General features: G+C 66.6%; 26 protein-coding genes. 25 read left to right on the top strand and 1 reads right to left on the bottom strand.

Annotation, left to right across the window (positions count from 1 at the left end; genetic code table 11):
- Positions 1 to 198 precede the first annotated feature (198 nt).
- Complete coding sequence (locus tag FR943_RS09910; protein WP_217156444.1) at positions 199 to 1,365, top strand: acyl-CoA dehydrogenase family protein; 1,167 nt, start codon at positions 199 to 201, stop codon at positions 1,363 to 1,365.
- A gap of 14 nt (positions 1,366 to 1,379) precedes the next feature.
- Here FR943_RS09910 and FR943_RS09905 read toward each other — a convergent pair whose 3' ends face one another.
- Positions 1,380 to 1,937 carry a type 1 glutamine amidotransferase domain-containing protein gene (locus FR943_RS09905; protein ID WP_217156442.1) on the bottom strand — a complete coding sequence of 186 codons (558 nt, stop codon included), beginning with the start codon at positions 1,935 to 1,937 and terminating at the stop codon, positions 1,380 to 1,382.
- 154 nt (positions 1,938 to 2,091) lie between these two features.
- Between FR943_RS09905 and FR943_RS09900 the strand changes: the two genes are divergently transcribed.
- The 24 genes from FR943_RS09900 (at position 2,092) to FR943_RS09785 (ending at position 25,378) form a co-directional block, all read left to right on the top strand.
- Positions 2,092 to 3,192 carry a homogentisate 1,2-dioxygenase gene (locus FR943_RS09900; RefSeq protein ID WP_217156440.1) on the top strand — a complete coding sequence of 367 codons (1,101 nt, stop codon included), beginning with the start codon at positions 2,092 to 2,094 and terminating at the stop codon, positions 3,190 to 3,192.
- A complete protein-coding gene (locus FR943_RS09895) occupies positions 3,193 to 4,428 on the top strand; it encodes an alpha/beta hydrolase family protein (RefSeq protein WP_217156438.1) in 1,236 nt (411 codons plus the stop codon). It begins immediately after the preceding gene.
- Positions 4,425 to 5,627: a CaiB/BaiF CoA transferase family protein gene (locus FR943_RS09890; protein ID WP_217156436.1), complete on the top strand. Its 1,203-nt coding sequence runs from the start codon at positions 4,425 to 4,427 to the stop codon at positions 5,625 to 5,627. The genes FR943_RS09895 and FR943_RS09890 overlap by 4 nt, the downstream gene beginning before the upstream one ends.
- A gap of 1 nt (position 5,628) precedes the next feature.
- Positions 5,629 to 6,531, top strand: a complete 903-nt coding sequence (locus FR943_RS09885) for a hydroxymethylglutaryl-CoA lyase (RefSeq protein ID WP_217156434.1) — start codon at positions 5,629 to 5,631, stop codon at positions 6,529 to 6,531.
- A 7-nt stretch (positions 6,532 to 6,538) separates the two neighbouring features.
- On the top strand, positions 6,539 to 7,162 hold the full coding sequence (locus FR943_RS09880; protein WP_217156432.1) for a TetR/AcrR family transcriptional regulator: 624 nt from the start codon (positions 6,539 to 6,541) through the stop codon (positions 7,160 to 7,162).
- Positions 7,163 to 7,182: 20 nt separating this feature from the next.
- Complete coding sequence (locus FR943_RS09875) at positions 7,183 to 8,439, top strand: acyl-CoA dehydrogenase family protein (RefSeq protein WP_217156430.1); 1,257 nt, start codon at positions 7,183 to 7,185, stop codon at positions 8,437 to 8,439.
- Positions 8,436 to 9,416 (top strand): phosphotransferase family protein, encoded by a 981-nt coding sequence (locus FR943_RS09870; protein WP_217156428.1) that lies wholly within the window; start codon positions 8,436 to 8,438, stop codon positions 9,414 to 9,416. The genes FR943_RS09875 and FR943_RS09870 overlap by 4 nt, the downstream gene beginning before the upstream one ends.
- Entirely contained in the window at positions 9,413 to 9,757 is a 345-nt protein-coding gene (locus FR943_RS09865) for a DUF6285 domain-containing protein (RefSeq protein WP_217156426.1), read from the top strand. Before FR943_RS09870 ends, FR943_RS09865 begins: the two co-directional genes overlap by 4 nt.
- 53 nt (positions 9,758 to 9,810) lie before the next feature.
- Positions 9,811 to 10,197 (top strand): nuclear transport factor 2 family protein, encoded by a 387-nt coding sequence (locus FR943_RS09860; RefSeq protein ID WP_372448104.1) that lies wholly within the window; start codon positions 9,811 to 9,813, stop codon positions 10,195 to 10,197.
- 40 nt (positions 10,198 to 10,237) lie between these two features.
- Positions 10,238 to 10,753: a YceI family protein gene (locus FR943_RS09855; RefSeq protein WP_217156422.1), complete on the top strand. Its 516-nt coding sequence runs from the start codon at positions 10,238 to 10,240 to the stop codon at positions 10,751 to 10,753.
- Between the two features lie 64 nt (positions 10,754 to 10,817).
- Complete coding sequence (locus tag FR943_RS09850) at positions 10,818 to 11,216, top strand: Rv3143 family two-component system response regulator (protein WP_217156421.1); 399 nt, start codon at positions 10,818 to 10,820, stop codon at positions 11,214 to 11,216.
- Positions 11,217 to 11,388: 172 nt separating this feature from the next.
- Positions 11,389 to 11,757, top strand: a complete 369-nt coding sequence (locus FR943_RS09845) for an NADH-quinone oxidoreductase subunit A (RefSeq protein ID WP_217156419.1) — start codon at positions 11,389 to 11,391, stop codon at positions 11,755 to 11,757.
- On the top strand, positions 11,748 to 12,302 hold the full coding sequence (locus FR943_RS09840) for a NuoB/complex I 20 kDa subunit family protein (RefSeq protein WP_217156416.1): 555 nt from the start codon (positions 11,748 to 11,750) through the stop codon (positions 12,300 to 12,302). The genes FR943_RS09845 and FR943_RS09840 overlap by 10 nt, the downstream gene beginning before the upstream one ends.
- Positions 12,299 to 12,994, top strand: coding sequence for an NADH-quinone oxidoreductase subunit C (locus tag FR943_RS09835; protein ID WP_217156414.1), 696 nt, complete (start codon positions 12,299 to 12,301; stop codon positions 12,992 to 12,994). Before FR943_RS09840 ends, FR943_RS09835 begins: the two co-directional genes overlap by 4 nt.
- Positions 12,994 to 14,298, top strand: a complete 1,305-nt coding sequence (gene nuoD / locus FR943_RS09830; RefSeq protein WP_217156412.1) for an NADH dehydrogenase (quinone) subunit D — start codon at positions 12,994 to 12,996, stop codon at positions 14,296 to 14,298. Before FR943_RS09835 ends, nuoD begins: the two co-directional genes overlap by 1 nt.
- Before the next feature lie 95 nt (positions 14,299 to 14,393).
- The gene (gene nuoE, locus FR943_RS09825; RefSeq protein ID WP_217156410.1) at positions 14,394 to 15,125 is read left to right on the top strand and encodes an NADH-quinone oxidoreductase subunit NuoE; all 732 of its coding nucleotides are present in this window, start codon (positions 14,394 to 14,396) and stop codon (positions 15,123 to 15,125) included.
- Positions 15,122 to 16,438: an NADH-quinone oxidoreductase subunit NuoF gene (gene nuoF, locus FR943_RS09820; protein WP_217156408.1), complete on the top strand. Its 1,317-nt coding sequence runs from the start codon at positions 15,122 to 15,124 to the stop codon at positions 16,436 to 16,438. The genes nuoE and nuoF overlap by 4 nt, the downstream gene beginning before the upstream one ends.
- 96 nt (positions 16,439 to 16,534) lie before the next feature.
- The gene (locus FR943_RS09815; protein WP_217156407.1) at positions 16,535 to 18,952 is read left to right on the top strand and encodes an NADH-quinone oxidoreductase subunit G; all 2,418 of its coding nucleotides are present in this window, start codon (positions 16,535 to 16,537) and stop codon (positions 18,950 to 18,952) included.
- Positions 18,949 to 20,172 carry an NADH-quinone oxidoreductase subunit NuoH gene (gene nuoH / locus FR943_RS09810; protein WP_217156405.1) on the top strand — a complete coding sequence of 408 codons (1,224 nt, stop codon included), beginning with the start codon at positions 18,949 to 18,951 and terminating at the stop codon, positions 20,170 to 20,172. Before FR943_RS09815 ends, nuoH begins: the two co-directional genes overlap by 4 nt.
- Positions 20,165 to 20,698, top strand: coding sequence for an NADH-quinone oxidoreductase subunit NuoI (gene nuoI, locus FR943_RS09805; protein ID WP_217156402.1), 534 nt, complete (start codon positions 20,165 to 20,167; stop codon positions 20,696 to 20,698). Before nuoH ends, nuoI begins: the two co-directional genes overlap by 8 nt.
- Before the next feature lie 59 nt (positions 20,699 to 20,757).
- Positions 20,758 to 21,507 (top strand): NADH-quinone oxidoreductase subunit J, encoded by a 750-nt coding sequence (locus FR943_RS09800; RefSeq protein WP_217156556.1) that lies wholly within the window; start codon positions 20,758 to 20,760, stop codon positions 21,505 to 21,507.
- Position 21,508: 1 nt separating this feature from the next.
- The gene (nuoK, locus tag FR943_RS09795; protein WP_217156401.1) at positions 21,509 to 21,808 is read left to right on the top strand and encodes an NADH-quinone oxidoreductase subunit NuoK; all 300 of its coding nucleotides are present in this window, start codon (positions 21,509 to 21,511) and stop codon (positions 21,806 to 21,808) included.
- A 7-nt stretch (positions 21,809 to 21,815) separates the two neighbouring features.
- Positions 21,816 to 23,762: an NADH-quinone oxidoreductase subunit L gene (gene nuoL, locus FR943_RS09790; RefSeq protein WP_217156399.1), complete on the top strand. Its 1,947-nt coding sequence runs from the start codon at positions 21,816 to 21,818 to the stop codon at positions 23,760 to 23,762.
- Positions 23,756 to 25,378, top strand: a complete 1,623-nt coding sequence (locus tag FR943_RS09785; protein ID WP_217156397.1) for an NADH-quinone oxidoreductase subunit M — start codon at positions 23,756 to 23,758, stop codon at positions 25,376 to 25,378. Before nuoL ends, FR943_RS09785 begins: the two co-directional genes overlap by 7 nt.
- Position 25,379 lies beyond the last annotated feature (1 nt).

The raw sequence follows: 25,379 nt of genomic DNA, 5'->3' as shown, positions 1-25,379 counted from the left end.
AACGCCCGTCACCTGCGCAAACATGCCGAGTCGCCAAGACCGGGCCGGTTCAGGCCGAACGCTCCGATACCGATCTGTTCACAGCCGGTGTCCGGAGGGTTATCCGATCGTCGCCAACCGGTTCTCGAAAAGGCGGACATGCAGCCGGAAACACCCGCCAATCGTGACCATACTAAAAAGTATGTTAAGTTTCCGGCCATGACATCGACCCCCACCGCCGAGAGCGTCATCACCCCCGAATTCGTCGCCCGACTGGCCGAACGGGCGAGCGAAGCCGAGCAGTTACGCCGGCTTCCCGACGCGACGATCACCGAGCTCACGGAATCGGGGTTCACCGAGCTGCTGACGCCGGCCCGCTACGGTGGCCGGCAGGCCCCATTTCCCGCGATCCTCGATCCGGTGCGCCGGATGGCCCACGGCTGTACGTCGAGCGCGTGGACCATCGGCTTCCTGACCCTGCACAACTGGATGCTGGCGCTGTTCGGCGAGCAGGCCCAGCAGGAGGCCTTCGCCGACCGTCCGTTCCTGGCCCCGGCCCCACTGGCCCCGACCGGGCGCGGGTTGCCGGTCGACGGCGGCATCCGGCTGAGCGGACGTTGGTCCTGGGCCACCGGCGTGATGCACGGCAACTGGATCATCGTCGCCGCGCTGTGCGGTCCCGACACCGCGCTCTACCCCGCCTTGGCGCTGTTGCCGATGAGTGATGTCACCGTGGCCGACGTGTGGCACACCGACGGCATGCGGGCCACCGGCTCCAACGACGCCATCGCCACCGACGTCTTCGTACCCGAGCACCGGCTGGTCAACGTGCTCGACATCTACTCCGGCACGGCCCCCGGTGCCGGATTACACGACAGCGCCACCTACCGCTGGCCGATGGTGCCCGCGCTGGCCCTGCTGGCCGCGATGCCCGCGCTGGGCAGCGCCGAGCGGGTCACCGAGATCTACGCGCAGCGCCTCGGCGAACGCGTGCTGCCCTATGAGGGGGTGATGCAGAAGGACAAGCCGATCGCACAGGCCCACCTGGCCGAAGCACAGGTGCGGTTGCGCGCGCTACGCAGCCTGCTGGCCGAAACCGTCGGACAGATCGAGACGATCGTGGCCGGCGGTGACACCGTCGACAGGCCGGTACGCGCACAGGCCCGGCTCGCGGCCGCTCACATCGTCGCGGAATCCCGCGCCGTGATCGCCCAACTGCTGGGCGCGGGCGGGGCGAGCATCCACTTCCTGTCCAGCCCCCTCCAGCGGTTCAAGCGCGATGTCGACGTGCTGGCCGGGCACGTGGTGTTCGACTACGACACCAGCCGGGAGCTGGCCGGTGCGTTGGCACTGGGGATGAAAATCCCTCGTACGTCGATGATTTGAGATACCGATCGGACTCAGGTCTGCGCCGGCGTGCTCGCCAAGACCTCGGTGATCGCCTCGCAGAACGCCGGCAGATCTTTCGGGGACCGGCTGGTGATCAGGTTGCCGTCGATGCAGACCTCCCGGTCCACCACCGTGGCGCCGGCATTGCGGAGGTCGGTGCGGATGCTGGGGTAGCTGGTCAGGGTGCGGTCGCGGACGACGTCGGCCTCGACCAAGGTCCACGGACCGTGGCAGATGGCCGCGACGGGCTTGCCCGACCGGACGAAGTCGCCGACGAATGCCACCGCCGTCTGGTCAAGCCGCAACTTGTCGGGGTTGACCGTGCCCCCGGGCAGGATCAAGGCGTCGAACTGATCCACCCTCGCCGCACCGACCGTGCGGTCCACCGGGAAGGTCCCTGCCGGTTCCAGATCGTGGTCACGCGCCTGGATCTCGCCCTCCTGGAGCGACAGCACCTCGACGTGGCCGCCCTCGTTCTCGACAGCGGTGCGCGGCTGCTCGAGTTCGATGCGCTCGACACCGTCGGCGGCAAGAATGCCGACCCGGCGGCCCTGTAATTCCTTGGACATGGGAGCCCCTTCCCTCCATCACGGTGTGGCCGATGGCTACCCGGGCAGGCCCCACCCGAAACGGCGGAATCGGCTGCCCCGCACCCTTGCCAAGCCCCACGAATAAAAAGTAAAGTCACTTTCAGTTTTCGCCCGCATCTGTCAGGAGTCGAGCATGGAATCCTTCGTTCACCTGCGTAAAGGCAAGACCCCCAAGCGGGTGCATGCCGATCTCGACGGGCTCAAAGACGACGAACTCGGACGGGGCGGCTTTGTGGGGCGCACCGCCAACATGTACCGGCGCAACGACCCCACCGCCTACCGCACCGTGGGCCCCCTGCGTCCCACCGACGTGCTGTCCAGTGAGCTCAAACCCAGCGACGCCACCGACCCGCACGGCGGCCCGTTGCTGATGTTCTCCAACGCCGACTGCCAGGTGCTGTTGAGCCGACGCACCGAGGAGATGCCGTTCTTCGTCCGCTACGTCGACGGCGACCTGCTGATCTTCGTACACAAGGGCGCGGGCCTGCTGGAGACCGAGTTCGGCCCGATGCGCTACCGCGAGGGCGACTGGGTCTACATCCCGAAAGCCTGCACGTTCCGCCAGGTTCCGGACCTGGAAGGCGGAGCGAGCACTTTTCTCATGATCCAGGCCACCGACGATTTCCGGGTCCCGCCGGCCGGCACCCTGGGCCGGCACTTCCCGTTCGACCCGGCACAGGTCACCATCCCCGAGCCGGCACCCATCGACGATGACGGACGCGAAGAGTATGAAGTCCGCCTGATCCATGAGGGTGGTCCGACTTCGCTGTTCTACCAACACAATCCCCTTGACGTGGCAGGCTGGCGGGGCGACAACTTCCCGTTCACGTTCAACATCGAGGACTACACCGTCATCACCTCCGAGAGCGTGCACCTGCCGCCGACGGTGCACCTCTTCATGCAGGCCACCGGGGTGTACGTGATGAACTTCCTGCCCAAGCCCGCCGAGAGCGTGCCGGGGACCGAACGCACCCCGTGGTATCACCGCAACGTCGACTACGACGAGATCGCGTTCTTCCACGGTGGCTCGCTGTACGGCATCCCGATGCCGCCCGGCCTGGTGTCCCATGCACCGCAGGGTGTTCACCACGGGGCACCCGAAAAGGCCCGGGAGCGGGCCCGCCGCAAGTTCGACGACTACGACCGGGTGGACTGGTCGGTGATCGCCATCGACACCCGTCGTCGTCTCATCCCGTCCGCCGAAATCCTCGCCAACGATCTGGGGCAGAACTAGATGACCACTGTTGAAGCACCTGTGAAGCACGAGTACGACCGCATCCCGTATCTGGTTGCCTACCAGAACAACTCGGCAGTGCGCGACGTGTACGGCGGGGTGGCCGAGCTGGTCGTGCTGGAGAGCTACCTGCTGCGGCCCAAGACCAAAGCGAGCGACACCGTGCTGGTCTTCATGCATCCGATCGGCGGCGGCGCCTACCTGCCGATGATCAACGCGCTGGCCCGGGCGGGCCACCACGTCATCTACTGCAACAGCCGGTTCCGTGGCACCGACTCGGCACTGCTCATGGAGAAGGTGGTCGAGGATCTCGGCGAGTGCATCAAGGACGCCAAGAACCGGCTCGGCTACGACAAGGTGGTGCTGGCCGGGTGGAGCGGCGGCGGCTCGCTGTCGGTGTTCTACCAGCAGCAGGCGCAGAACCCGACGGTGACCGCCAGCCCGTCCGGCGACGGACCCGACCTGACCAAGCTCGGGTTGATCCCCGCCGACGGAATCATGTTGCTGGCCGCGCACATCAGCCGTCACGGCACCATGACCGAGTGGATGGACGCGTCCATCCTCGACGAGAACGATCCGTCCAAGCGCGACCCCGAACTTGATCTCTACAACCCGGACAACCCCAACCAGCCGCCCTACACGGCAGAGTTCCTGGAGCGTTACCATCAGGCCCAGATCGCCCGGAACCGGCGAATCACCAAGTGGGTCAAAGAAAAGCTCGCCGAGCTGAAGGCCGCCGGGCGTCCGGATGACGAGTTCGCGTTCGTCGTGCACGGCACCATGGCCGACCCGCGGTGGCTGGATCCGACCGTCGATCCCAACGATCGCCAGCCCGGCACGTGTTATCTGGGAGATCCCCAGGTGGTGAACATGAGCCCGGTCGGCCTGGCGCGGTTCTGCACCCTGCGCAGCTGGCTGTCGCAGTGGAGCTACGACGACGCCAACGGTGACGCCGTCAAGGCCGGACCGGACATCGCGGTCCCCGCGCTGGTGATCGGCAACCTCGCCGACGACGCCTGCACACCCAGTCACACCCGCCGGCTGTTCGAGGCGATCGGGCATTCCGACAAGGAGATGCACGAGATTCCCGGCGCCAACCACTACTACTCGGGCCCGGATCAGCGCGGCACTCTGCGTCAGGCCGTGGGCATCTGCACCGATTGGCTGCACCGGCACGGATTCGGAGGGCAGGAGCGAAGCGACCGGGGATCAACACAGTCGCTGGAGCCGGCATGACCACCGGAGCTTTGGACGGCATCAGGGTGATCGAGCTCGGCACCCTGATCTCGGGGCCGTTCGCCGGCAGGCTGCTGGGCGACATGGGCGCCGAGGTCATCAAGATCGAGCTGCCTGCCACTCCGGATCCGCTGCGCACCTGGGGGCAGGCCGAGCTCGACGGTCACCATTTCTTCTGGACCGTGCACGCCCGCAACAAGAAGGCGGTCACGCTGGACCTCCGTACCGCCAAGGGCCGCGAGTTGTTCTTGGACCTGGTCGAGCGATCCGACATCATCGTGGAGAACTTCCGCCCGGGCACCCTGGAGAAGTGGAACCTGGGTTATGACGTTCTGCGCGAACGCAACAAGGGCATCATCCTGGTGCGGGTGTCGGGCTACGGGCAGACCGGGCCCGAGGCGGGCAAGGCCGGCTATGCCTCGGTGGCCGAGGCCTCCAGCGGGTTACGGCACATGAACGGCTTCCCGGGCGGTCCCCCACCGCGGCTGGCCCTGTCGCTGGGCGACAGCCTGGCCGGCATGTTCGCCGCCCAAGGTGCCCTGGCTGCGCTGTACCGACGGACGGTCACCGGCGAGGGGCAGATCGTCGACACCGCCTTGACCGAAAGTTGCCTGGCCATCCAGGAATCCACCATCCCCGACTACGATGTCGGCGGCGTGGTTCGCGGCCCGTCGGGCACCCGGTTGGAGGGCATCGCCCCCTCGAACATCTACCAGAGCGCCAATGGCAGCTGGGTGGTGATCGCGGCCAACCAGGACACCGTGTTCCGCCGGTTGTGCACCGCGATGGGCAGCCCGGAGCTGGCCACCGACGACCGGTTTGTCAATCACGTTGCCCGGGGCCGTAATCAGGACGAGCTGGACAAGATCATCGGCGAGTGGGCCGGCAAACGGCAGCCTGAGGAGATCATCGAGACGCTGTCGCAGGCCGGCGTGATCAGCGGGCCGATCAACACTGTGGCCGAGGTCGTGCAGGATCCACAACTGCAGGCCCGCGGGATGATCGCCGACCACTGGGATGAACGGGTGCAGCGCAACGTCAAAGGCCCCGGCGTCGTCCCCGTGCTCTCCGAGACACCCGGCACGATCCGCAATGCCGGGTCGGCCCGGCCCGGCCAGCACAACGACGAGGTGTACGGCGACCTGCTCGGTCGCAGTGCACAGGAACTGGAAGCCCTGCGCGCCCAGGGGGTGCTGTGAGATGACACTGCCCGACAAGGTCGACATCCGCGAGGTGTGCCTGCGGGATGGTCTGCAGATCGAGACGCCGATTCCGTTGGCGGCCAAGGTCGCGATCTTGGAGGCCATCGTGGCCACCGGGGTGCGGGAGGTCGAGGCGACGGCGTTCGTCTCGCCCTCGAAGGTGCCCGCGTTGGCCGACGCCGCCGAACTCGCCGAAGAACTGCACAGGTTTCCCGAGGTCGAGTTCTCGGCGCTGGTGGCCAGCCCCAACGGCGCCAAACGTGCCATCGCCTCCGGCCTGCGCTCGATCGAGTACGTGGTGTCCGCCTCCGACGCCCACTCCCAGGCCAACGTCGGACGCACCTCGGCCGAGGCCACCGCACAGATCGCTGAGATCACGGCCATCGCCGCCGACAGCAACACCTCGGTCGAGGTGATCGTCGCGACCGCCTGGGACTGCCCGTTCGACGGCCCTACCGCTCCGCAGCGGGTGCTCGACATCGTTTCGGCCGCCGCGGGTTTCGGCGTCAACCGGATCGCCATTGCCGACACCATCGGCACCACCACCCCGCGCCGGGTAAGCTCGCTGATCGCGCAGGTCCGGCCGCTGATCGGGGACCTGCCACTGGGTGCGCACTTCCACAACACCCGCGGCGCCGGACTGGCCAGTGCGTACGCGGCCGTGCAGGCCGGGGTCACCCGTCTGGACGCATCGGTCGGCGGCCTGGGTGGTTGCCCGTTCGCGCCGGGCGCCAGCGGCAACATCGCCACCGAAGATCTGGTCTACCTGTTGCGCGACAGTGACATCGCCGTCGACGTCGACCTGTCAGCCGCGATCGACGCCGCGCGCGTCGCACAGGAAGCGGTGGGTCACGACCTTCCCAGCGCACTGCTGCGCGCGGGCGACCGGATCTTGAACTGAGGCGTCGATGACCGCCGCCGAGCTGGGCACCAAAGGCCGCCAGACGCGGTCTGCGATCGAGCTCGCCGCGCGGAAGCTTTTTGCCGAGCGTGGCTTTCACGGGACCACCCTGTCCGACATCACCTCGGCAGCAGGCAAGAGTCCGGCCGTGTTCTATCGGTACTTCTCCGACAAGGAGGATCTGCTGGCCGCGCTGGCCGAATCGTTCCTGCACGATGTCGTCGAACCGTCCGGGCTGAACCTGCACCTTCCGGACTCCCCGGAGGACACCGAGTTCTTCACCACCGTGGTCACCGGCTACTGGAACATCTTCAAACAGAACATCGGCATCATGATCGCCGTCGCCCAGTTGGCGGCAACCCAGCAGCGTTTTGCCGACGTACAGAACAAGTTCCGCCGGTTCGGCATCGACATCGTCATCGCGTCTGTGCACCACGCGCAGGCGCAGGGCCACGCTCAGGGACTTGAGCCCGAACACGTGGGCGCGGCCATCGCCTTGCTGTTCGAGAACTTCACCACGGTATTCGTCGGGCAGTCCAGGCTCGGCATCGAGATCGGTGATACCGACGCCATCGCCACCCTGTCCACGATCTGGAAGAGAACGTTGTATGGCTCTGACCTGAGCCGCTGACCTGAGAAAGAGGGATCATCGTGGATTTCGCTTTGCCCGAACATCTTCCAGCTTTGCTCGCGGAGATGGACGAGTTCATCGAGGCCGAGATCAAGCCGCTCGAACGCGAGCACATGCAGTACTTCGACCAACGTCGCGAGTATGCCCGCACCGACTGGGAGAACGGCGGGGTCCCGGCCAGATCCTGGGAGGATCTGCTCGACGAGATGCGGCGACGGGCCGATGCCGCCGGCTGGCTGCGCTACGGGCTGCCCGCCAAGTTCGGCGGGCGCGACGGCAGCAACCTGGACATGGCCGTGATCCGGGAACATCTGGCGCACAAGGGCCTCGGGCTGCACAACGACCTGCAAGACGAGTCCTCGATCGTCGGGAACTTCCCTCAGGTGATCATGATGGATCGCTTCGGCACCGAGGCCCAGAAGGCCGAATGGGTCGAGGCGATGCTCACCGGCAAGCGTTCCATGGCGTTCGGATTGACCGAGCCCGACCACGGTTCGGACGCCACCTGGTTGGAGACGACCGCAGTTCGAGACGGCGACAGCGCTGACTCGGGATGGATCATCAACGGGCGCAAGCGGTGGAACACCGGAGTGCACCGGGCCACCCACGATCTGATCTTCGCCCGAACCTCCGGTGAATCCGGGCAAGCCCGTGGGATCACCGCATTCCTGGTGCCCACCGACGCGCCGGGATTCACCGTCCCGTTCTACTGGTGGACGTTCAATATGCCCACCGACCACGGCGAGGTCGAGTTGAACAACGTGCGGGTGCCCGCCGATGCGGTGCTCGGCGAGATCGACCGTGGCTTGGAGGTCGGCCAGACGTTCCTGCACGAGAACCGGATTCGTCAGGCCGCCAGCAGCCTCGGGGCCGCCCAGTTCTGTATCGACCGCGCGGTGGACTACGCCAACCGGCGCATGGTGTTCGGCAAGCCGCTGGCGGTGAACCAGGCCGTGCAGTGGCCGCTGGTGGAATTGCAGACCGAGGCGCAGATGGTCCGGCTTCTCGTCCGTTATGCCGCCACCCAGTTGGACCAGAACCACCACATGGAGGTGTCGGACAAGGTGTCGATGGCCAACTACCGCGCCAACCGTCTGGTATGTGAGGCCGCCGACCGGGCCATGCAGGTGCACGGCGGCATCGGCTACAGCCGCCATGAGCCGTTCGAGCACATCTACCGTCACCACCGCCGCTACCGGATCACCGAGGGCGCCGAGGAGATCCAGATGCGACGAGTCGCACAGCGGCTGTTCGGGTTCGGTAAGGCCAAGCGGTGACCGACCCCGCCGTGCTCGCTCCGCGGCTGGTCGATGTCCTGGCCCCGGTGCTGGGCGCCGGGGTGAGCGTGGAGAACCTGCGGGAGTTGACCGGCGGGGCCAGCCGCACCACCTGGTCTTTCGATGCCGTCACCGACTCGGCTCGGCGCCCGCTGATCCTGCGGACCGGAGCGCCCGATGAGGTCCATGCCGGAATGGAGCTGGAGGCGGGGGCGCAACGGGCCGCGGCACGGGCCGGCGCCCCGGTCCCGCACGTGCTGATCGCCGACGATTCCGTTGCCGCGCTGGGTGATCCCTTCCTGATCTGTGACTTCATCGGTGGCGAGACCATCGTGCGCCGGATTCAGCGGATGCTCGACGATGACGGCCGGGCGCGGCTTCTCACCCAGTGCGCACAGGCGCTGGCCGCCATCCATCGGGGTGATCCGCCGGCGCTGCCGGGCCTCGTGGAACTGGACCAGGTTTCCCAGTGGCGCGCCCAACTCGACGAGATGGGCGATACCACCGCCACTTTCGAGTGGGTATTTCGTTGGCTGGCGGCCAACCGGCCTCCGCCATCGGAATTGCGCCTGGTACACGGCGATTTCCGGATGGGCAATCTCATCGTGGACGACACCGGGCTGGCCGCGGTACTGGACTGGGAATTGGTGCACCTCGGCGAGGTCTACGAAGACCTGGCCTGGTTCTGCATCCGGGCCTGGCGGTTCGGCGCCCCGGCCGACCTCGGCGCCGGTGGGCTGGGCAGCATCGAGAGCTTCCTGACCGCCTACGAGCAAGCCGGCGGGCAGACTCTGGACCGGTCGGCCATCCGCTGGTGGCTGGTCCTGGCCACGCTGCGCTGGGGCGTCATCTGCCGCTATCAGGCCGAGCGGCATCTCAGTGGGCAGACCCGGTCGGTGGAGCTGGCCACGATCGGTCGCCGGGTGTGCGAAACCGAGTGGGACCTGTTGTGTCTGCTGGACGGGAGCAGCTGGTGAACAACCTGTACGGGCGGCCGAGCGCAGCCGAGTTGGTGGCCGCCGTGGCGGAATTCCTCGACACCGAGGTGCGCGACAGTGAGACCGTCGCCGCTGCGGTCAGGTTCCAGGCCCGGGTTGCCGCCAACGCCTTGCGAATGGTCGAACGCGAACTGCTCAGCAGTGGCACCTCGGCCGCCGAAGAGGCGTTGGCCGACATCGGATTCAGCGACGAGGGCGCACTGGTCGCGGCAATCCGCGCCGGTGAACTCGATGATCGGGCCGAGGACGTGACCGCCTGTCTGCAGGTCCTGGTGCGCCAACGGCTCGCCGCCGCACACCCCGGCTACGACGAGCCATGAGCCTGTCCGAGCCTGCGGACCCGGGTGCAGACTGGCCACATACCGAGGAGGCGATGATGTCCCCTACCGAAGTCGTCGACGGCGTCGCACACCGATTGTTCGACGCGATCGAGCGCGGAGACAAGGCCGCGGTGGCCCAGCTGTGGGCTGACGATGTATCGGTGTGGCACGCCGGTGATGCCAGAGACAGCGACCGCACTCGCGCGTTGAAGGTCATCGACTGGTTCATCAACGCGACCACCGAGCGTCGCTACGATGTGCTCGATCGGCAGTTCTTCCACGGCGGATTCGTCCAGCAGCACGTCCTGCACGCCGGCGCACCCGACGGCACGTTGATCGCATTGCGGGTGTGCATCGTGATCAAAGTGGGTACCGACGGTCTTATCCACCGCATCGATGAGTACTTCGATCCGAAGGACATGGCGCCGTTGTTCGCCTGAACCGAGCTGTTCACCCGATCGGAGCGAAAATGGAGGTGCCATGGCCACGACCAGCGACATCCTGACCGTCAGCGCCGGAAACTGGATTCTGGTTCCGGACCGGTCCACGGTGACGTTCCGGAACAAGACGCTGTGGGGCCTGGCCACCGTCACCGGGCAGTTCACCGAATTCCGTGGTGAGGGCTCTGCCGGTGCCGGGGTGATCGGCCGGGTGGTGATCGACGCGGCCTCTGTGCGCACCGGGATCGGCAAACGGGACAACCATCTGCGGTCCGCCGATTTCTTCGATGTCGAGGGTCATCCGGACATCACGGTGCAGGTGACGGGCTTGGAGCCATCCGACGACCGGGTGCGACTGACGGCGGACCTGACCGTCCGCGGCGTGTCGAAGCCCATCGAAATACCTGTCGATGTGGACGCTCTCGACGACGGCGCGCTGCGGCTGTCGGGTCGGTGCGAGGTGCATCGGGACGACTTCGGCGTGTCGGGTGACCTGCTCGGGATGGTCGGCCCGACGACGATTCTGTCCGGTGAACTCGTGTTCACCCGAGTCTGATGCAACGCAACAGAATTCGCTGAGTTGCGCGGCCGGCGTCGTCGTTCGCATTAGCATCGGCACCATGGCCGGTACCGCGCCGCTGCGCATCCTGGTGTACAGCGACAATCCGCGCACCCGCGAACAGGTACGACTCGCCCTCGGCAAACGGGTGCACCCCGAGCTTCCCGAACTCGACTACACCGAGATCGCCACGGCACCGATGGTCATCTCCCAGATGGACGGCGGCGGGTTCGACCTGGCCATCCTCGACGGCGAAGCCACCCCGGCCGGCGGCATGGGGGTGGCCAAGCAGCTCAAGGACGAGATCGCCGACTGCCCGCCGATCCTGGTGCTGACCGGACGACCCGACGACGCCTGGCTGGCCAGCTGGTCACAGGCAGAAGCGGCGGTGCCGCACCCGATCGATCCGATCCGTCTCAGCGATGCCGTGGTGTCGTTACTCCGTAGCCCGGTTCGGTAACTTCGGGCGAATTGCCCTGTTGCCGTTGATTGTTCACGGCATGACTGCGGCCGCAGCGACGCGCTGCCCCGTTACGAAACGATACTAACCAAAATGTGTGGCGCGAGCCGCAAACCTCGCTAGGCTGTGGGTTAGCTCACATCGACAGCCCAGCGAGGGAGCGATAAGTGGCATGAATCTCTACACGCCCATCCTGGTTCTCGGGGCGATCGCGGCGGTGTTCGCGGTGGTATCCGTCGGGATCGCGCTCGTCATCGGTCCGCGCCGCTACAACCGGTCCAAACTCGAGGCCTACGAGTGCGGTATCGAGCCGATGCAGCCCGCAGCCGCGGGCGTGTCCGGGCAACGCATACCGATCCGCTACTACCTGACCGCGATGTTGTTCATCGTGTTCGACATCGAGATCGTCTTTCTGTACCCGTGGGCCGTGGCGTTCGACAGCCTCGGGCTGTTCGCCCTGGTGGAGATGCTGTTGTTCATGCTCACGGTGTTCGTGGCGTACGCCTACGTATGGCGGCGAGGGGGCCTGAATTGGGACTAGAGGAACGCCTGCCCGGTGGCATCCTGCTGTCGACGGTGGAGGCCGTCGCCGGTTACGTACGTAAGGGGTCGTTGTGGCCGGCCACCTTCGGTTTGGCCTGCTGCGCAATCGAGATGATGTCGACCGCCGGGCCGCGTTTCGACATCGCCCGGTTCGGGATGGAGCGGTTCTCGGCCACCCCGCGACAGGCCGATCTGATGATCGTGGCCGGCCGGGTAAGCCAGAAGATGGCGCCGGTGCTGCGGCAGATCTATGACCAGATGGCCGAGCCGAAATGGGTGCTGGCCATGGGGGTTTGCGCGTCCTCGGGCGGCATGTTCAACAACTACGCGGTCGTCCAGGGCGTCGATCACGTGGTGCCGGTGGACATCTACCTGCCCGGCTGCCCACCGCGTCCCGAGATGCTGCTGCACGCAATCCTCAAGTTGCACGACAAGATTCAGCAGATGCCGCTCGGGGTCAACCGTGCCGAGGCCATCCGGGAGGCCGAACAGGCCGCTCTGGCCGTGACCCCGACCATCGAACTCAAGGGGCTGCTGCGGTGAGCACCACGAATGGCGGCGGCGGGGGCAGCGGGCCCGGCCCCGAGGTGATCGCGACGCGCCACGGCATGTTCGGCGCGTCGGGCACCGGCGACACGTCGGGGTACGGCGGCCTGGTCCGGTCGGTGGCGCTGCCGGGCAGCTCCCCCCGCCCGTACGGCCAGTACTTCGACGAGGTGGTGGACCGGCTCGCCGAGGTCCTCGGCGAGGAACGCTTTGCGGTGTCGATCGAACGGGTGGTGGTCTACGGCGACCAGCTGACCTTGGAGGTGAGCCGGGTCCAATTGCCTGCGGTCGCCAGCGTGTTGCGCGACGACCCGCAGTTGCGGTTCGAACTGTGCCTCGGGGTGAGCGGTGTGCACTACCCCGACGACGCCGGCCGTGAACTCCACGCGGTGTACCCGTTGATGTCGATCACCCACAACCGCCGGATCCAGTTGGAGGTCGCCGCGCCCGACGCCGATCCGCATGTGCCCTCGCTGTACGCGGTCTACCCGACCACCGACTGGCACGAACGCGAGACCTATGACTTCTTCGGACTGATCTTCGACGGGCACCCGGCATTGACCCGGATCGAGATGCCCGACGATTGGGTGGGTCATCCGCAGCGCAAGGACTATCCGCTGGGCGGCATCCCGGTCGAGTACCACGGCGCGCAGATCCCGCCGCCCGACCAGCGGAGGTCCTACAACTGATGAGCACCGAATCCCCCGTCGTGGTGGTCGGCGGACAGGACTGGGACGACGTGGTGGCCGCGGCCCGCGAACACGCCGGGGAACGCATCGTGGTCAACATGGGTCCGCAGCATCCGTCCACCCACGGGGTGCTGCGCCTGATCCTGGAGATCGAGGGCGAGATCATCACCGAAGCCCGTTGCGGCATCGGCTATCTGCACACCGGGATCGAGAAGAACCTGGAGTACCGGAACTGGACGCAGGGCGTCACGTTCGTCACCCGGATGGACTACCTCGCGCCGTTCTTCAACGAAACCGCGTACTGCCTGGGCGTCGAGAAGCTGCTCGGCATCACCGACGATATTCCGCAGCGGGCCAGCGTGATCCGGGTGATGCTCATGGAGCTCAACCGCATCTCGTCGCACCTGGTGGCACTGGCCACCGGCGGCATGGAACTGGGTGCGATGTCGGCCATGTTCTACGGCTTCCGGGAGCGTGAAGAGATCCTGCGGGTGTTCGAGTCGATCACCGGGCTGCGGATGAACCACGCCTACATCCGCCCGGGTGGGTTGGCTGCCGACCTGCCCGACGATGCGCTCGGCCAGGTGCGGGCACTGCTCGATCTGCTGCCGGACCGCCTGCAGGACCTGGAGGATCTGCTCAACGAGAACTACATCTGGAAGGCCCGCACGGTCGGCGTCGGCTACCTCGATCTCACCGGCTGCATGGCACTTGGGATCACCGGCCCGATACTGCGCTCCACCGGACTGCCGCACGATCTGCGTCGCGCGCAACCGTATTGCGGCTATGAGGATTACGAGTTCGACGTGATCACCGATGATCGCTGTGACTCCTACGGCCGGTACATCATCCGGGTCAAGGAGATGCGGGAGTCGCTCAAGATCGTCGAGCAGTGTGTGGACCGGCTGGAGAAGATGGGCGACGGTCCCGTGATGATCGGCGACAAGAAGCTGGCGTGGCCGGCCGATCTCAAGGTCGGCCCGGACGGATTGGGCAACTCCCCCGAACACATCGCCAAGATCATGGGCCACTCGATGGAAGGGCTGATCCACCACTTCAAGCTCGTCACCGAAGGCATCCGGGTACCGGCCGGGCAGTGCTACGTCGCGGTGGAATCCCCGCGCGGCGAGCTGGGTGTGCACATGGTCTCCGACGGCGGCACCCGGCCATATCGAGTGCACTACCGCGACCCGTCGTTCACGAATCTGCAAGCGGTGGCGGCGATGTGCGAAGGCGGCATGGTCGCCGATGCCATCGCGGCGGTGGCGTCGATTGATCCGGTGATGGGCGGAGTTGACCGCTGATGAGCGCTTGCGCGAAGAGGAGACAGCACCGATGAGCGCTTGCGCGAAGAGGAGACAGCACCGATGAGCGCTTGCGCGAAGAGGAGACGGCACGGATGAGCGAAGTGTTCCTGGAGCTGGGGCAGCGCCCCGATGAAGCGGGCCCGCCGATCAACGGGCCCGCGGCATATCCGGAGGCGGTGACGGCGCGGCTCACCGCCGAGGCCGAGCAGATCATCGCCCGCTACCCCGAAGCCCGCTCCGCGCTGTTGCCGCTGCTGCATCTGGTGCAGGCCGAGGACAGCTGCCTGACCCCGGCCGGGATCGGTTTCTGCGCCGAGTTGTTGGGTTTGACGGACGCCGAGGTCACCGCCGTGGCCACGTTCTATTCGATGTACCGCCGCACCCCGACGGGCGACTACCTCGTCGGGGTGTGCACCAACACGTTGTGCGCGATCATGGGCGGCGACGCGATCCTCGATGCGCTGCAGGAACATCTGGGTATCCACGCCGGCGAAACCACCCCTGACGGCCGGGTCACCCTCGAACACGTCGAGTGCAACGCCGCGTGCGATTACGCGCCGGTGGTGATGGTCAACTGGGAGTTCTACGACAACCAGACTCCGTCGTCGACACGGGATCTGGTGGACGGCCTGCGCAACGGGACACCGCCGGCCCCGACCCGCGGCGCGCCGCTGTGCACGTTCCGGGAAACCGCCCGCACCCTGGCCGGGCTGACGAATCCGCACACTTCGGGCGGCGCACCCGGTGCGGCAACGCTGGCCGGGCTACGGGAAGCCCGAAAACGCGGAATGTCCACTCCCGGGATGGCAGGTCCGACCGCATGACCCCGCTGACCCCGGTATTGAGCCGGTTCTGGGACGAACCGGAGCCGTGGACGCTGGCCGCCTACCTTCGTCACGACGGCTACCGGGGTCTGCGACGAGCCCTGACCATGGCACCGGACGACGTCATCGCGCTGGTGAAGGATTCCGGTCTGCGCGGACGCGGCGGTGCGGGCTTCCCGACCGGCACCAAATGGTCGTTCATCCCCCAGGGCGACGAGGGGGCCGGCGCCAAGCCGCACTATCTCGTGGTCAACGCCGATGAGTCCGAACCCGGGACGTGCAAAGATATTCCACTCCTGCTGACCACGCCGCATTTCCTGATCGAGGGTGTGATCATCGCGGCGTACGCGATCCGGGCCCGCCACGCTTTCATCTACGTCCGCGGTGAAGTGGTACCAGTGCTGCGGCGCCTGCAGGCCGCGGTGGCCGAGGCGTACGCGGAAGGCTATCTGGGCACCGACATACTCGGTTCGGGCTTCGATCTCGAGCTGACCGTGCATGCCGGGGCCGGCGCCTACATTTGTGGCGAGGAGACCGCCCTGCTGGATTCCCTGGAAGGGCGTCGCGGTCAACCACGGTTGCGGCCACCGTTTCCCGCGGTCGCCGGCCTGTACGCCTGCCCGACTGTGGTCAACAATGTCGAGTCGATCGCCAGCGTGCCGCCGATCCTGGTCAACGGGATGGATTGGTTCCGCTCGATGGGCTCGGAGAAATCTCCCGGCTTCACGTTGTATTCGCTGTCCGGTCACGTCAACCGGCCCGGGCAGTATGAAGCACCGCTGGGTATCACTCTGCGGGAACTGCTCGACTACGCCGGCGGTGTCCGCGACGGGCACACTCTCAAGTTCTGGACGCCCGGAGGTTCGTCCACCCCGCTGCTGACCGCCGAACACATCGACGTGCCACTGGATTACGAGGGCATGGCCTCAGTCGGATCCATGCTCGGCACCAAAGCGCTGCAGATTTTCGACGAAACCACCTGCGTGGTGCGCGCGGTGCGGCGCTGGACACAGTTCTACGCCCACGAATCCTGCGGCAAATGCACGCCGTGCCGAGAGGGCACTTACTGGCTGGACCAGATCTATGCGCGGCTGGAGACCGGCGCGGGCAGCCAGGAGGACATCGACAAACTGCTCGACATCGCCGACACCGTCTTCGGAAAGTCCTTCTGCGCCTTGGGTGACGGTGCGGCCACCCCGGTGATGTCCTCGATCAAGTACTTCCGGGACGAGTATCTGGCGCACCTGAGCGGTGGATGCCCGTTCGATCCGCACGCGTCGACGTTGATGGCGACCGAAGGGGCAGGTGCGTAGACCGATGTTTCTCACCGCGAGCAGACACATAACTGCCTATTTTTGCGCCAATTTGGGCAGTTTTATGTCTGCTCGCGGAAGGAAAGGGGGACGCGCATGACACTGGCTGAGCCCGCCAAGGACACCCCGCCGGTGGAGATGGTGTCACTGACCATCGACGGTGAACAGATCAGTGTCCCCAAGGGCACCTTGGTGATCCGCGCCGCCGAACTGATGGGCATCCAGATCCCCCGGTTCTGCGATCACCCGTTGCTCGATCCGGTCGGGGCCTGCCGGCAATGCCTGGTCGAGATCGAAGGGCAGCGCAAACCGATGGCCTCGTGCACCACCACCGTCAGCCCCGACATGGTGGTGCACACCCAGCACAGCTCCGAGTCCGCCGACAAGGCCCAGCGCGGTGTGATGGAACTGCTGTTGATCAACCATCCGCTGGACTGCCCGATCTGTGACAAGGGTGGCGAGTGCCCCCTGCAGAACCAGGCAATGTCCAACGGCCGCCCGGAAACTCGCTTCGAGGACGTCAAGCGGACCTACCCGAAGCCGATCAGCATCTCCACGCAGGTGTTGTTGGATCGCGAACGGTGCGTGCTGTGCGCACGCTGCACCCGGTTCTCCGCACAGATCGCCGGGGATCCCTTCATCGAACTGCTGGAACGCGGTGCGCTGCAACAGGTCGGTATCGCACCGAACGAACCGTTCCAGTCGTATTTCTCGGGCAACACCGTGCAGATCTGCCCGGTCGGGGCACTCACCGGGACGGCCTACCGGTTCCGGGCCCGGCCGTTCGATCTGGTCTCCAGCCCGAGCGTGTGTGAGCACTGCGCCTCGGGTTGCGCCCAGCGCACCGACCACCGGCGCGGCAAAGTGCTGCGCCGCTTGGCCGGTGACGATCCGGAGGTCAACGAGGAGTGGAACTGTGACAAGGGCCGGTGGGCCTTCACCTATGCGACGACCGGCGACCGGATCACCACACCGCTGATCCGTGAAGACGGTGCGCTGCGCCCGGCCTCCTGGTCGGAGGCACTGACGGTCGCCGGTGCCGGCCTGCTGGCGGCGGGCTCGCACACCGGCGTCCTGGTGGGTGGCCGGTGCACCGTGCAAGATGCCTACGGGTATGCCAAGTTCGCCCGAATGGTGCTGAACACCAACGATATTGACTTCCGCGCCCGGCCGCACTCCGTTGAGGAGGCGGAATTCCTGGCCGGGCAGATCGCCGGGAAGCCGATGACCTTGCGCTACGCCGAGCTGGAAAAGGCCCCGACGGTGCTACTCGCCGGGTTCGAACCCGAGGAAGAATCCCCGATCGTGTTCCTGCGGCTGCGCAAAGCCGCCCGCAAGCACAGCCTGGAGGTGCTCGCGGTGGCACCGTTCGCCAGCCGCGGGCTGACGAAGATGGCGGGCACGCTGATCCCGACGGTTCCCGGGGCCGAGGCCGCCGCCCTGGACGCGCTCAGCGACGACGAGCGTCTCCGTCGTCCCGGTGCGGTGATCCTGGCCGGTGAGCGGTTGGCCACCTCGCCCGGTGCATTGTCGGCCGTAGCCCGACTGGCCGCGGCCACCGGGGCACGGCTGGCCTGGATTCCGCGCCGGGCCGGTGAGCGCGGTGCGCTCGAGGCCGGGGCGCTGCCGAATCTGCTGCCGGGCGGCCGGCCGGTCGACAACGCCGACGCCCGCGCCCAGACCGCGGCGGTGTGGAATACCTCCGAACTACCCGGCACCGCGGGCCGGGATGCCAACGCCATCGTGACCGCGGCCGCCGACGGGCTGCTCTCGGCCCTCCTCGTCGGCGGCGTCGAGGTCAGCGATCTACCCGACCCGGCGGCCGCGTTGGCCGCACTGCGGGCCACCCCGCTGGTGGTCAGCCTCGAGCTGCGTGAGAGCGAGGTCACCGAGCTGGCCGATGTGGTCTTCCCGGTGGCCCCGGTGGTGGAGAAGGCCGGGGCATTCCTCAACTGGGAAGGCCGGATTCGTCCGTTTCAGCCGGCACTGCAGACCAACGCCATCCCTGACCTGCGGGTGCTGCACTATCTGGCCGACGAGATCGGCGTCGATCTCGGTCTGCCCACCGCCGAGGCCGCCGACCGCGAGTTGGCCCGGCTCGGCACCTGGTCCGGCCGCCGCCCGGCGGAACCGTCTGCGACGGCGGCACCTGCGCCCGCCGCGGGCCCCGGCCAGGCGGTGCTGGCCAGTTGGCGTCTGCTGCTCGACGCCGGACGGCTACAGGACGGCGAACCTTATCTGGCCGGCACCGCGGTCAGCCCCGTGGCGCGGCTCTCCGCCGCGACGGCGGCCGAAATCGGCGTGGCTCCGGGTGATCCGGTGACCGCGAGCACCGACCGGGGATCGATCACCCTGCCGCTCGTGGTGGCCGAGATGCCCGACCGGGTGGTGTGGCTGCCCACCAATTCCCCGGGATCGGCAATCCACCGACAACTCGGGGTGAATGCCGGTGCCCTGGTCGCACTCTCACCGGCCTCGACCGGACCGGTCTCAACCGGGCGGAGCGCCTCATGACCTACCCCGATCCCACCCTGTTCGGCCACGACCCGTGGTGGCTGATCCTGGCCAAGGCACTCGGGGTGTTCGTCTTCCTGCTGCTGACGGTCCTCGCGGCGATTCTGATCGAACGGAAAGTGCTGGGCCGCATGCAGATGCGTCCCGGCCCCAACCGGGTGGGGCCCTGGGGGTTGCTGCAGTCACTGGCCGACGGCGTCAAACTCGCCCTCAAAGAGGGCCTCACCCCGGCCGGCATCGACCGGCCCATCTACCTGCTGGCGCCGGTGATCGCGGTGATCCCCGCCTTCATGGCGTTCGCAGTGATCCCGATGGGTGGTGAAGTGTCGGTGTTCGGCCACCGCACCGCCCTGCAGTTGACCGATCTGCCCGTCGCGGTGCTCTACATCCTGGCGGTCACCTCGATCGGCGTGTACGGCATCGTGCTGGCCGGTTGGGCGTCCGGGTCCACCTATCCGCTGCTCGGCGGATTGCGGTCCAGCGCCCAGGTGATCTCCTACGAGATCGCGATGGCGTTGTCGTTCGCCGCGGTGTTCCTCTACGCGGGCACCATGTCCACCTCGGGCATCGTGGCGGCCCAGGACCGCACCTGGTACGTGTTTCTGCTACTGCCGTCATTCGTGGTGTACGTGACCTCGATGGTGGGCGAAACCAACCGGGCACCTTTCGATCTGCCCGAGGCCGAAGGTGAGCTCGTCGGCGGCTTCCACACCGAATACTCGTCCTTGAAGTTCGCCATGTTCATGCTGGCCGAGTACGTCAACATGACCACCGTCTCGGCCCTGGCCACCACGATGTTCCTCGGTGGCTGGCACGCCCCGTTCCCGTTCAACCTGATCGACGGCGCCAACAGCGGGTGGTGGCCGCTGCTGTGGTTCGTCGCCAAGGTGTGGACGTTCATGTTCCTGTACTTCTGGCTCCGGGCCACCCTCCCCCGGTTGCGTTACGACCAGTTCATGGCCCTGGGCTGGAAGGTCCTCATTCCGGTGTCGCTGGTCTGGATCATGGTCGTCGCCGTCACCCACAGCCTGCGTCAGCATGGTTACCACAACTGGGCCACCGGCCTGGTCACCACCGCGGTGCTGGTGGTGGCGGTCCTGGCCGTCGCACTGTGGAAGGCCCTGCGGGGCAGCACCATTCAGCCGATACCCGATCAGAGCGTCGGAGCCTACCCGGTACCACCACTGCCGAATGCGCGCAAGGAGACCGTCGATGTCTAAGAAACCCAAGTTCTTCGACGCCCTGGCCGGGTTCGCGGTCACGTTCGGGGCGATGTTCAAGAAGCCACTCACCGAACAGTATCCGGAGAAACCCGGCCCGGTCGCGCCGCGCTATCACGGCCGGCATCAACTCAACCGCTACCCCGACGGCCTGGAAAAGTGCATCGGCTGCGAATTGTGCGCCTGGGCCTGCCCGGCCGACGCCATCTACGTCGAGGGCGCCGACAACACCGCCGCCGAACGCTTCTCGCCGGGCGAGCGCTACGGTCAGGTCTATCAGATCAACTATCTGCGCTGTATCGGTTGCGGATTGTGCATCGAGGCCTGTCCGACCCGAGCGCTGACCATGACCAACGAGTACGAGATGGCCGACGACAACCGCGCGGACCTGATCTGGGGCAAGGACAAACTGTTGGCCCCACTGCAACCCGGGATGCAGGCACCGCCACATGACATGGCGCCGGGCAGCACCGACGACGACTACTACCTCGGCCGGGTCAAGCCGCTGCGCCAGGAGGCCCGGTGACCCCGGACCACCTGGTGCTGCTGGCCGCGGGGCACATGACGCGGCTCGCCGCGGGGCACATGACGCGGCTCGCCGCGGAAACGGCGCCGCACACCTCGACAGCCGAGGCGGTGTTGTTCTGGATTCTCGGCACCGTCGCGGTGCTCGGCGCCATCGGCGTGGTTGCGGCACCCAAAGCGGTGTACTCGGCAGTGTTTCTGGCCTGCACGATGATCTCGCTGGCCGTGCTCTACATCGCCCAGGACGCCCTGTTCCTCGGCGTGGTCCAGGTGGTGGTGTACACCGGCGCGGTGATGATGCTGTTCCTGTTCGTGCTCATGCTCATCGGCGTCGACCTCACCGAATCGTTCACCGAAACCCTACGCGGGCAACGGCTTGCAGCGCTGGCCGTGGGCGTCGGGTTCGGGATCCTGCTGATCGCCGGGATCGGCACGGTATCGGTGAACGGCTTCACTGGCCTGGCTGCGGCCAACAGTGGCGGCAATGTCGAGGGCCTGGCCGCATTGATCTTCACCCGCTACCTGTGGGCGTTCGAGCTGACCAGCACCTTGCTGATCACGGCGGCGCTGGGCGCGATGGTGCTGGCCCACCGGGAACGCTTCGAGCACCGCAAGACCCAGCGGGAACTGGCCGAGGAACGGTTCCAGGCCGGCGGGCATCCGACACCGCTGCCGAATCCGGGGGTCTACGCCCGGCACAACGCCGTCGACGTCCCGGCCCGGCTTCCCGACGGCTCGGATGCGACGCTGTCGGTCAGCGCGATCCTGCCGCAGCGCCCGATCAGTAACTCGGCGAACGGAGAGGGGTGACGTGAATCCCGACAACTATCTGTACCTGTCGGCCCTGTTGTTCACGATCGGTGCGGCCGGGGTTCTGCTGCGGCGCAACGCCATCGTGATGTTCATGTGCGTCGAGCTCATGCTCAACGCGGCCAACCTCGCCTTTGTGGCGTTCTCCCGGATGCACGGCCAGCTCGACGGCCAGGTGGTGGCGTTTTTCACCATGGTTGTTGCGGCCTGCGAGGTGGTCGTCGGCCTGGCCATCATCATGACGATCTTCCGCACCCGCCATTCGGCCTCGGTCGATGACGCCAGTCTGCTGAAGCACTAAGGGCAACATGACGATTCCTGTGTGGTTGCTGATCGACCTGCCGGCCACCGGTGCGGCGATACTGCTGCTCGCCGGGCGGCGTGCGGACCGTTGGGGACACCTGCTGGGTTGCGCGACCGCGCTGGGTTCCTTCGCCGTCGGACTGGTGTTGTTCGTCGAGATGCTCGGCCGCAGCGCCGAACACCGCACGATTTCCGAGTTGCTGTTCTCCTGGGTGCCGGTCGGCGGCCTGCAGGTCGATTTCGGTTTGCAGTTGGACCAGCTGTCGGTGTGTTTCGTACTGTTGATCACCGGCGTGGGCTCGTTGATTCACATCTACTCGATCGGGTACATGGCTCCGGGAGCGCAGCTTGCGGAGCGACCCGAAGACACAGGTCCGAGTCGTCGGCTTTTCTTCGCGTATTTGAACCTGTTCCTTGCGGCGATGCTGCTGCTGGTACTCGCCGACAACTACCTCGGCCTGTACGCCGGCTGGGAAGGGGTGGGCCTGGCCTCGTATCTGCTGATCGGGTTCTGGTCGCACAAACCGTCGGCCGCCGCCGCGGCCAAGAAGGCGTTCGTCGTCAACCGGGTCGGCGACATGGGCCTGGCCATCGCACTGATGATCATGTTCGCCACCATCGGATCGATCTCGTTCGCCGGGGTGTTCAGTGCCGCACCGGCTTTGAGCGAAGCCAGCCTCACCGCGATCGGTCTGCTGCTGCTGTTGGGTGCCTGCGGTAAATCGGCTCAGGTGCCGCTGCAGTCCTGGCTCGGTGACGCGATGGAGGGCCCGACGCCGGTGTCGGCCCTGATCCACGCCGCCACCATGGTCACCGCCGGCGTCTATCTGATCGTCCGGTCGGGACCGATCTTCGACCTGGCGCCCGGCGCCCAGACCGGTGTGGTCATCGTCGGCGCAGTGACCCTGCTGTTCGGCGCGATCATCGGGTGCGCCAAAGACGACATCAAGAAGGCGTTGGCCGCCTCCACGATGAGCCAGATCGGCTACATGGTGCTGGCCGCCGGGCTCGGGCCGGCCGGCTATGCCTTCGCCATCATGCACCTGCTCACCCACGGCTTCTTCAAGGCCGGGTTGTTCCTCGGTGCCGGGTCGGTGATGCACGCCATGAACGACGAGGTGAACATGCGGCGCTACGGCGGACTGCGCAAGGCCCTGCCGATCACGTTCGCCACGTTCGGGCTCGGCTACCTGGCCATCATCGGGGTCCCGCCGCTGGCGGGCTTCTTCTCCAAAGACAGCATCATCGAGGCGGCCCTGGGCGCCGGCGGGCTGCGCGGGGTGATCCTCGGCGGGGCCGCGATCCTGGGTGCCGGGATCACCGCGTTCTACATGACCCGGGTGATGCTGATGACGTTCTTCGGCGAAAAGCGTTGGGCACCCGACGCTGGGGCGAGCGAAGCGACGGGGAAGGCGATAGCTCATCCGCACGAGGCCCCGGCCGTGATGACCTGGCCGATGATCCTGCTGGCGATCGGCTCGGTGGTCTCCGGCGGTGCGCTGGCAATCGGCGGCACGTTGTCGCACTGGCTCGAACCCGTCGTCGGCACCCATGAAGCACACCACTCGATTCCGGCGTGGGTGGTGACCGTGGTGGTGCTGGCGGTCGTGGCGGTCGGTATCGCGGTGGCGTACCGGATGTATGGGCAACGGCCGGTCCCGGACGATGTGCCCGACGGATCGGCACTCACGACGGCGGCCCGCCGCGATCTGTACGGCGACGCATTCAACGAGGCGGTATTCATGCGGGGTGGCCAGACCTTGACCGCAGCCCTGGTTGCCGTCGACGACAAAGTGGTCGACGGCACCGCCGGTGGACTGGCGGCCCTGGTGCGTCGAACATCGGATGGGCTGCGCCAGTTGCAGACCGGTTACGCCCGTTCGTATGCGCTGTCGATGCTGGGCGGAGCGGCTCTCGTGGTCGCAGCGATCCTGGCGGTGCGACTGTGGTGAGCTCATTTCCGTGGCTGACCGCGCTGTGGGCCACCCCGATGGTGGGGGCCGCCGTGGTGATGTTGCTTCCGGCCGGCCAACGGGCGCTGGCCAAGTGGCTGGCCCTGGTTATCTCACTGGCAGCCCTGGGTCTGACCGCGGTGATCGCCGTCAGCTTCGATCCCGCCGGTGAGCAGTATCAGTTCGTCGAATCGCACCGCTGGATCCCGTCATTCGGTACCGGGTACATCCTCGGGGTCGACGGCATCGCGCTGGCGCTCGTGGTGCTCACCGCGGTCCTGCTGCCGCTGTTGATCGTCGCGGGCTGGAACGACGCCGCCCATCAGACCGGGCTCGGTGGCCGCGGAGTGCAGGCCTACCTGGCCTTGACGCTGGCCGTCGAAGGCATGGTGTTCATGTCCCTGGTGGCCCTGGACATCCTGCTGTTCTACGTGTTCTTCGAGGCGATGTTGATCCCGATGTACTTCCTGATCGGCGGGTTCGGACGGCATCGAGCGCAAGCGTCCAGAGCAGCGGTGAAGTTCCTGCTGTACAACCTGTTCGGCGGGCTGGTCATGCTGGCCGCGGTGATCGGCCTGTACGTGGTCACCGCAGGCAGGGACGCGTTCGAGGCCGTCGGCGGGGCCGACAATTCAGCCCCGGGCACCTTTGACTTCCGGGCGATCGTCACCGCGCTGTCGAACGGTGAGTTCGTCATCAACCCGACGGTGGCGAACTTACTGTTCCTCGGGTTCATGTTCGCATTCGCGGTCAAGGCCCCGCTGTGGCCGTTCCACCGATGGCTGCCCGGCGCCGCGGTGCAGGCCACCCCGGCCAGCGCGGTACTGATGATGGCGGTCATGGACAAGGTCGGCACGTTCGGGATGCTGCGCTATTGCCTGCCGTTGTTCCCCGATGCCTCAACGTATTTCCGTCCGCTGATCATCACCCTTGCCGCGGTCGGCATCGTCTACGGAGCCGTCCTGGCGATCGGCCAGACCGATGTGATGCGCCTGATCGCCTACACGTCGATCTCGCATTTCGGTTTCATCATCCTGGGCATCTTCGTGATGACCAGCCAGGGTCAGTCCGGTTCGACTCTCTACATGATCAACCATGGGATCTCCACGGCCGCACTGTTCCTCATCGCCGGGTTCCTGGTGTCGCGACGCGGCACGCGGCTGATCGATGCGTACGGCGGGGTGCAGAAGGTGGCCCCGGTACTGGCCGGCACATTCCTGGTGGCCGGCTTGGCGACGCTGTCACTACCGGGCCTGGCCCCGTTCATCAGTGAATTCCTGGTGCTCATCGGTACATTCACCCGCTACCCGGTGGCCGCGGTGTTCGCCGCCACCGCCCTGGTGCTGTCCGCGGTCTACATCCTGTGGATGTATCAACGGATGATGACCGGTCCGGTGCCCGAGGGCCTCGCCGACGGCGAGCACCAGGTACGTGATCTGGTACCGCGCGAATTGGCCGTCGTCGTACCGCTGATCGCGCTGCTGCTGGTGCTGGGCATTTATCCCAAGCCGGCGCTGGATGTGATCAACCCGGCGGTGCAGCACACCCTGGTCACCATCGGCCAGACCGATCCCCCGCCGACGGTGCTGCCGAAGCTGGCAGAAGGGGTCCGCTGAC

The organism is [Mycobacterium] fortunisiensis (assembly GCF_019050325.1).
Classification (GTDB): Bacteria; Actinomycetota; Actinomycetes; order Mycobacteriales; family Mycobacteriaceae; genus Mycobacterium; species Mycobacterium fortunisiensis.
The sequence above is the reverse complement of the archived record's forward strand: the minus strand, read 5'-3'. Positions and strand labels throughout refer to the sequence as shown.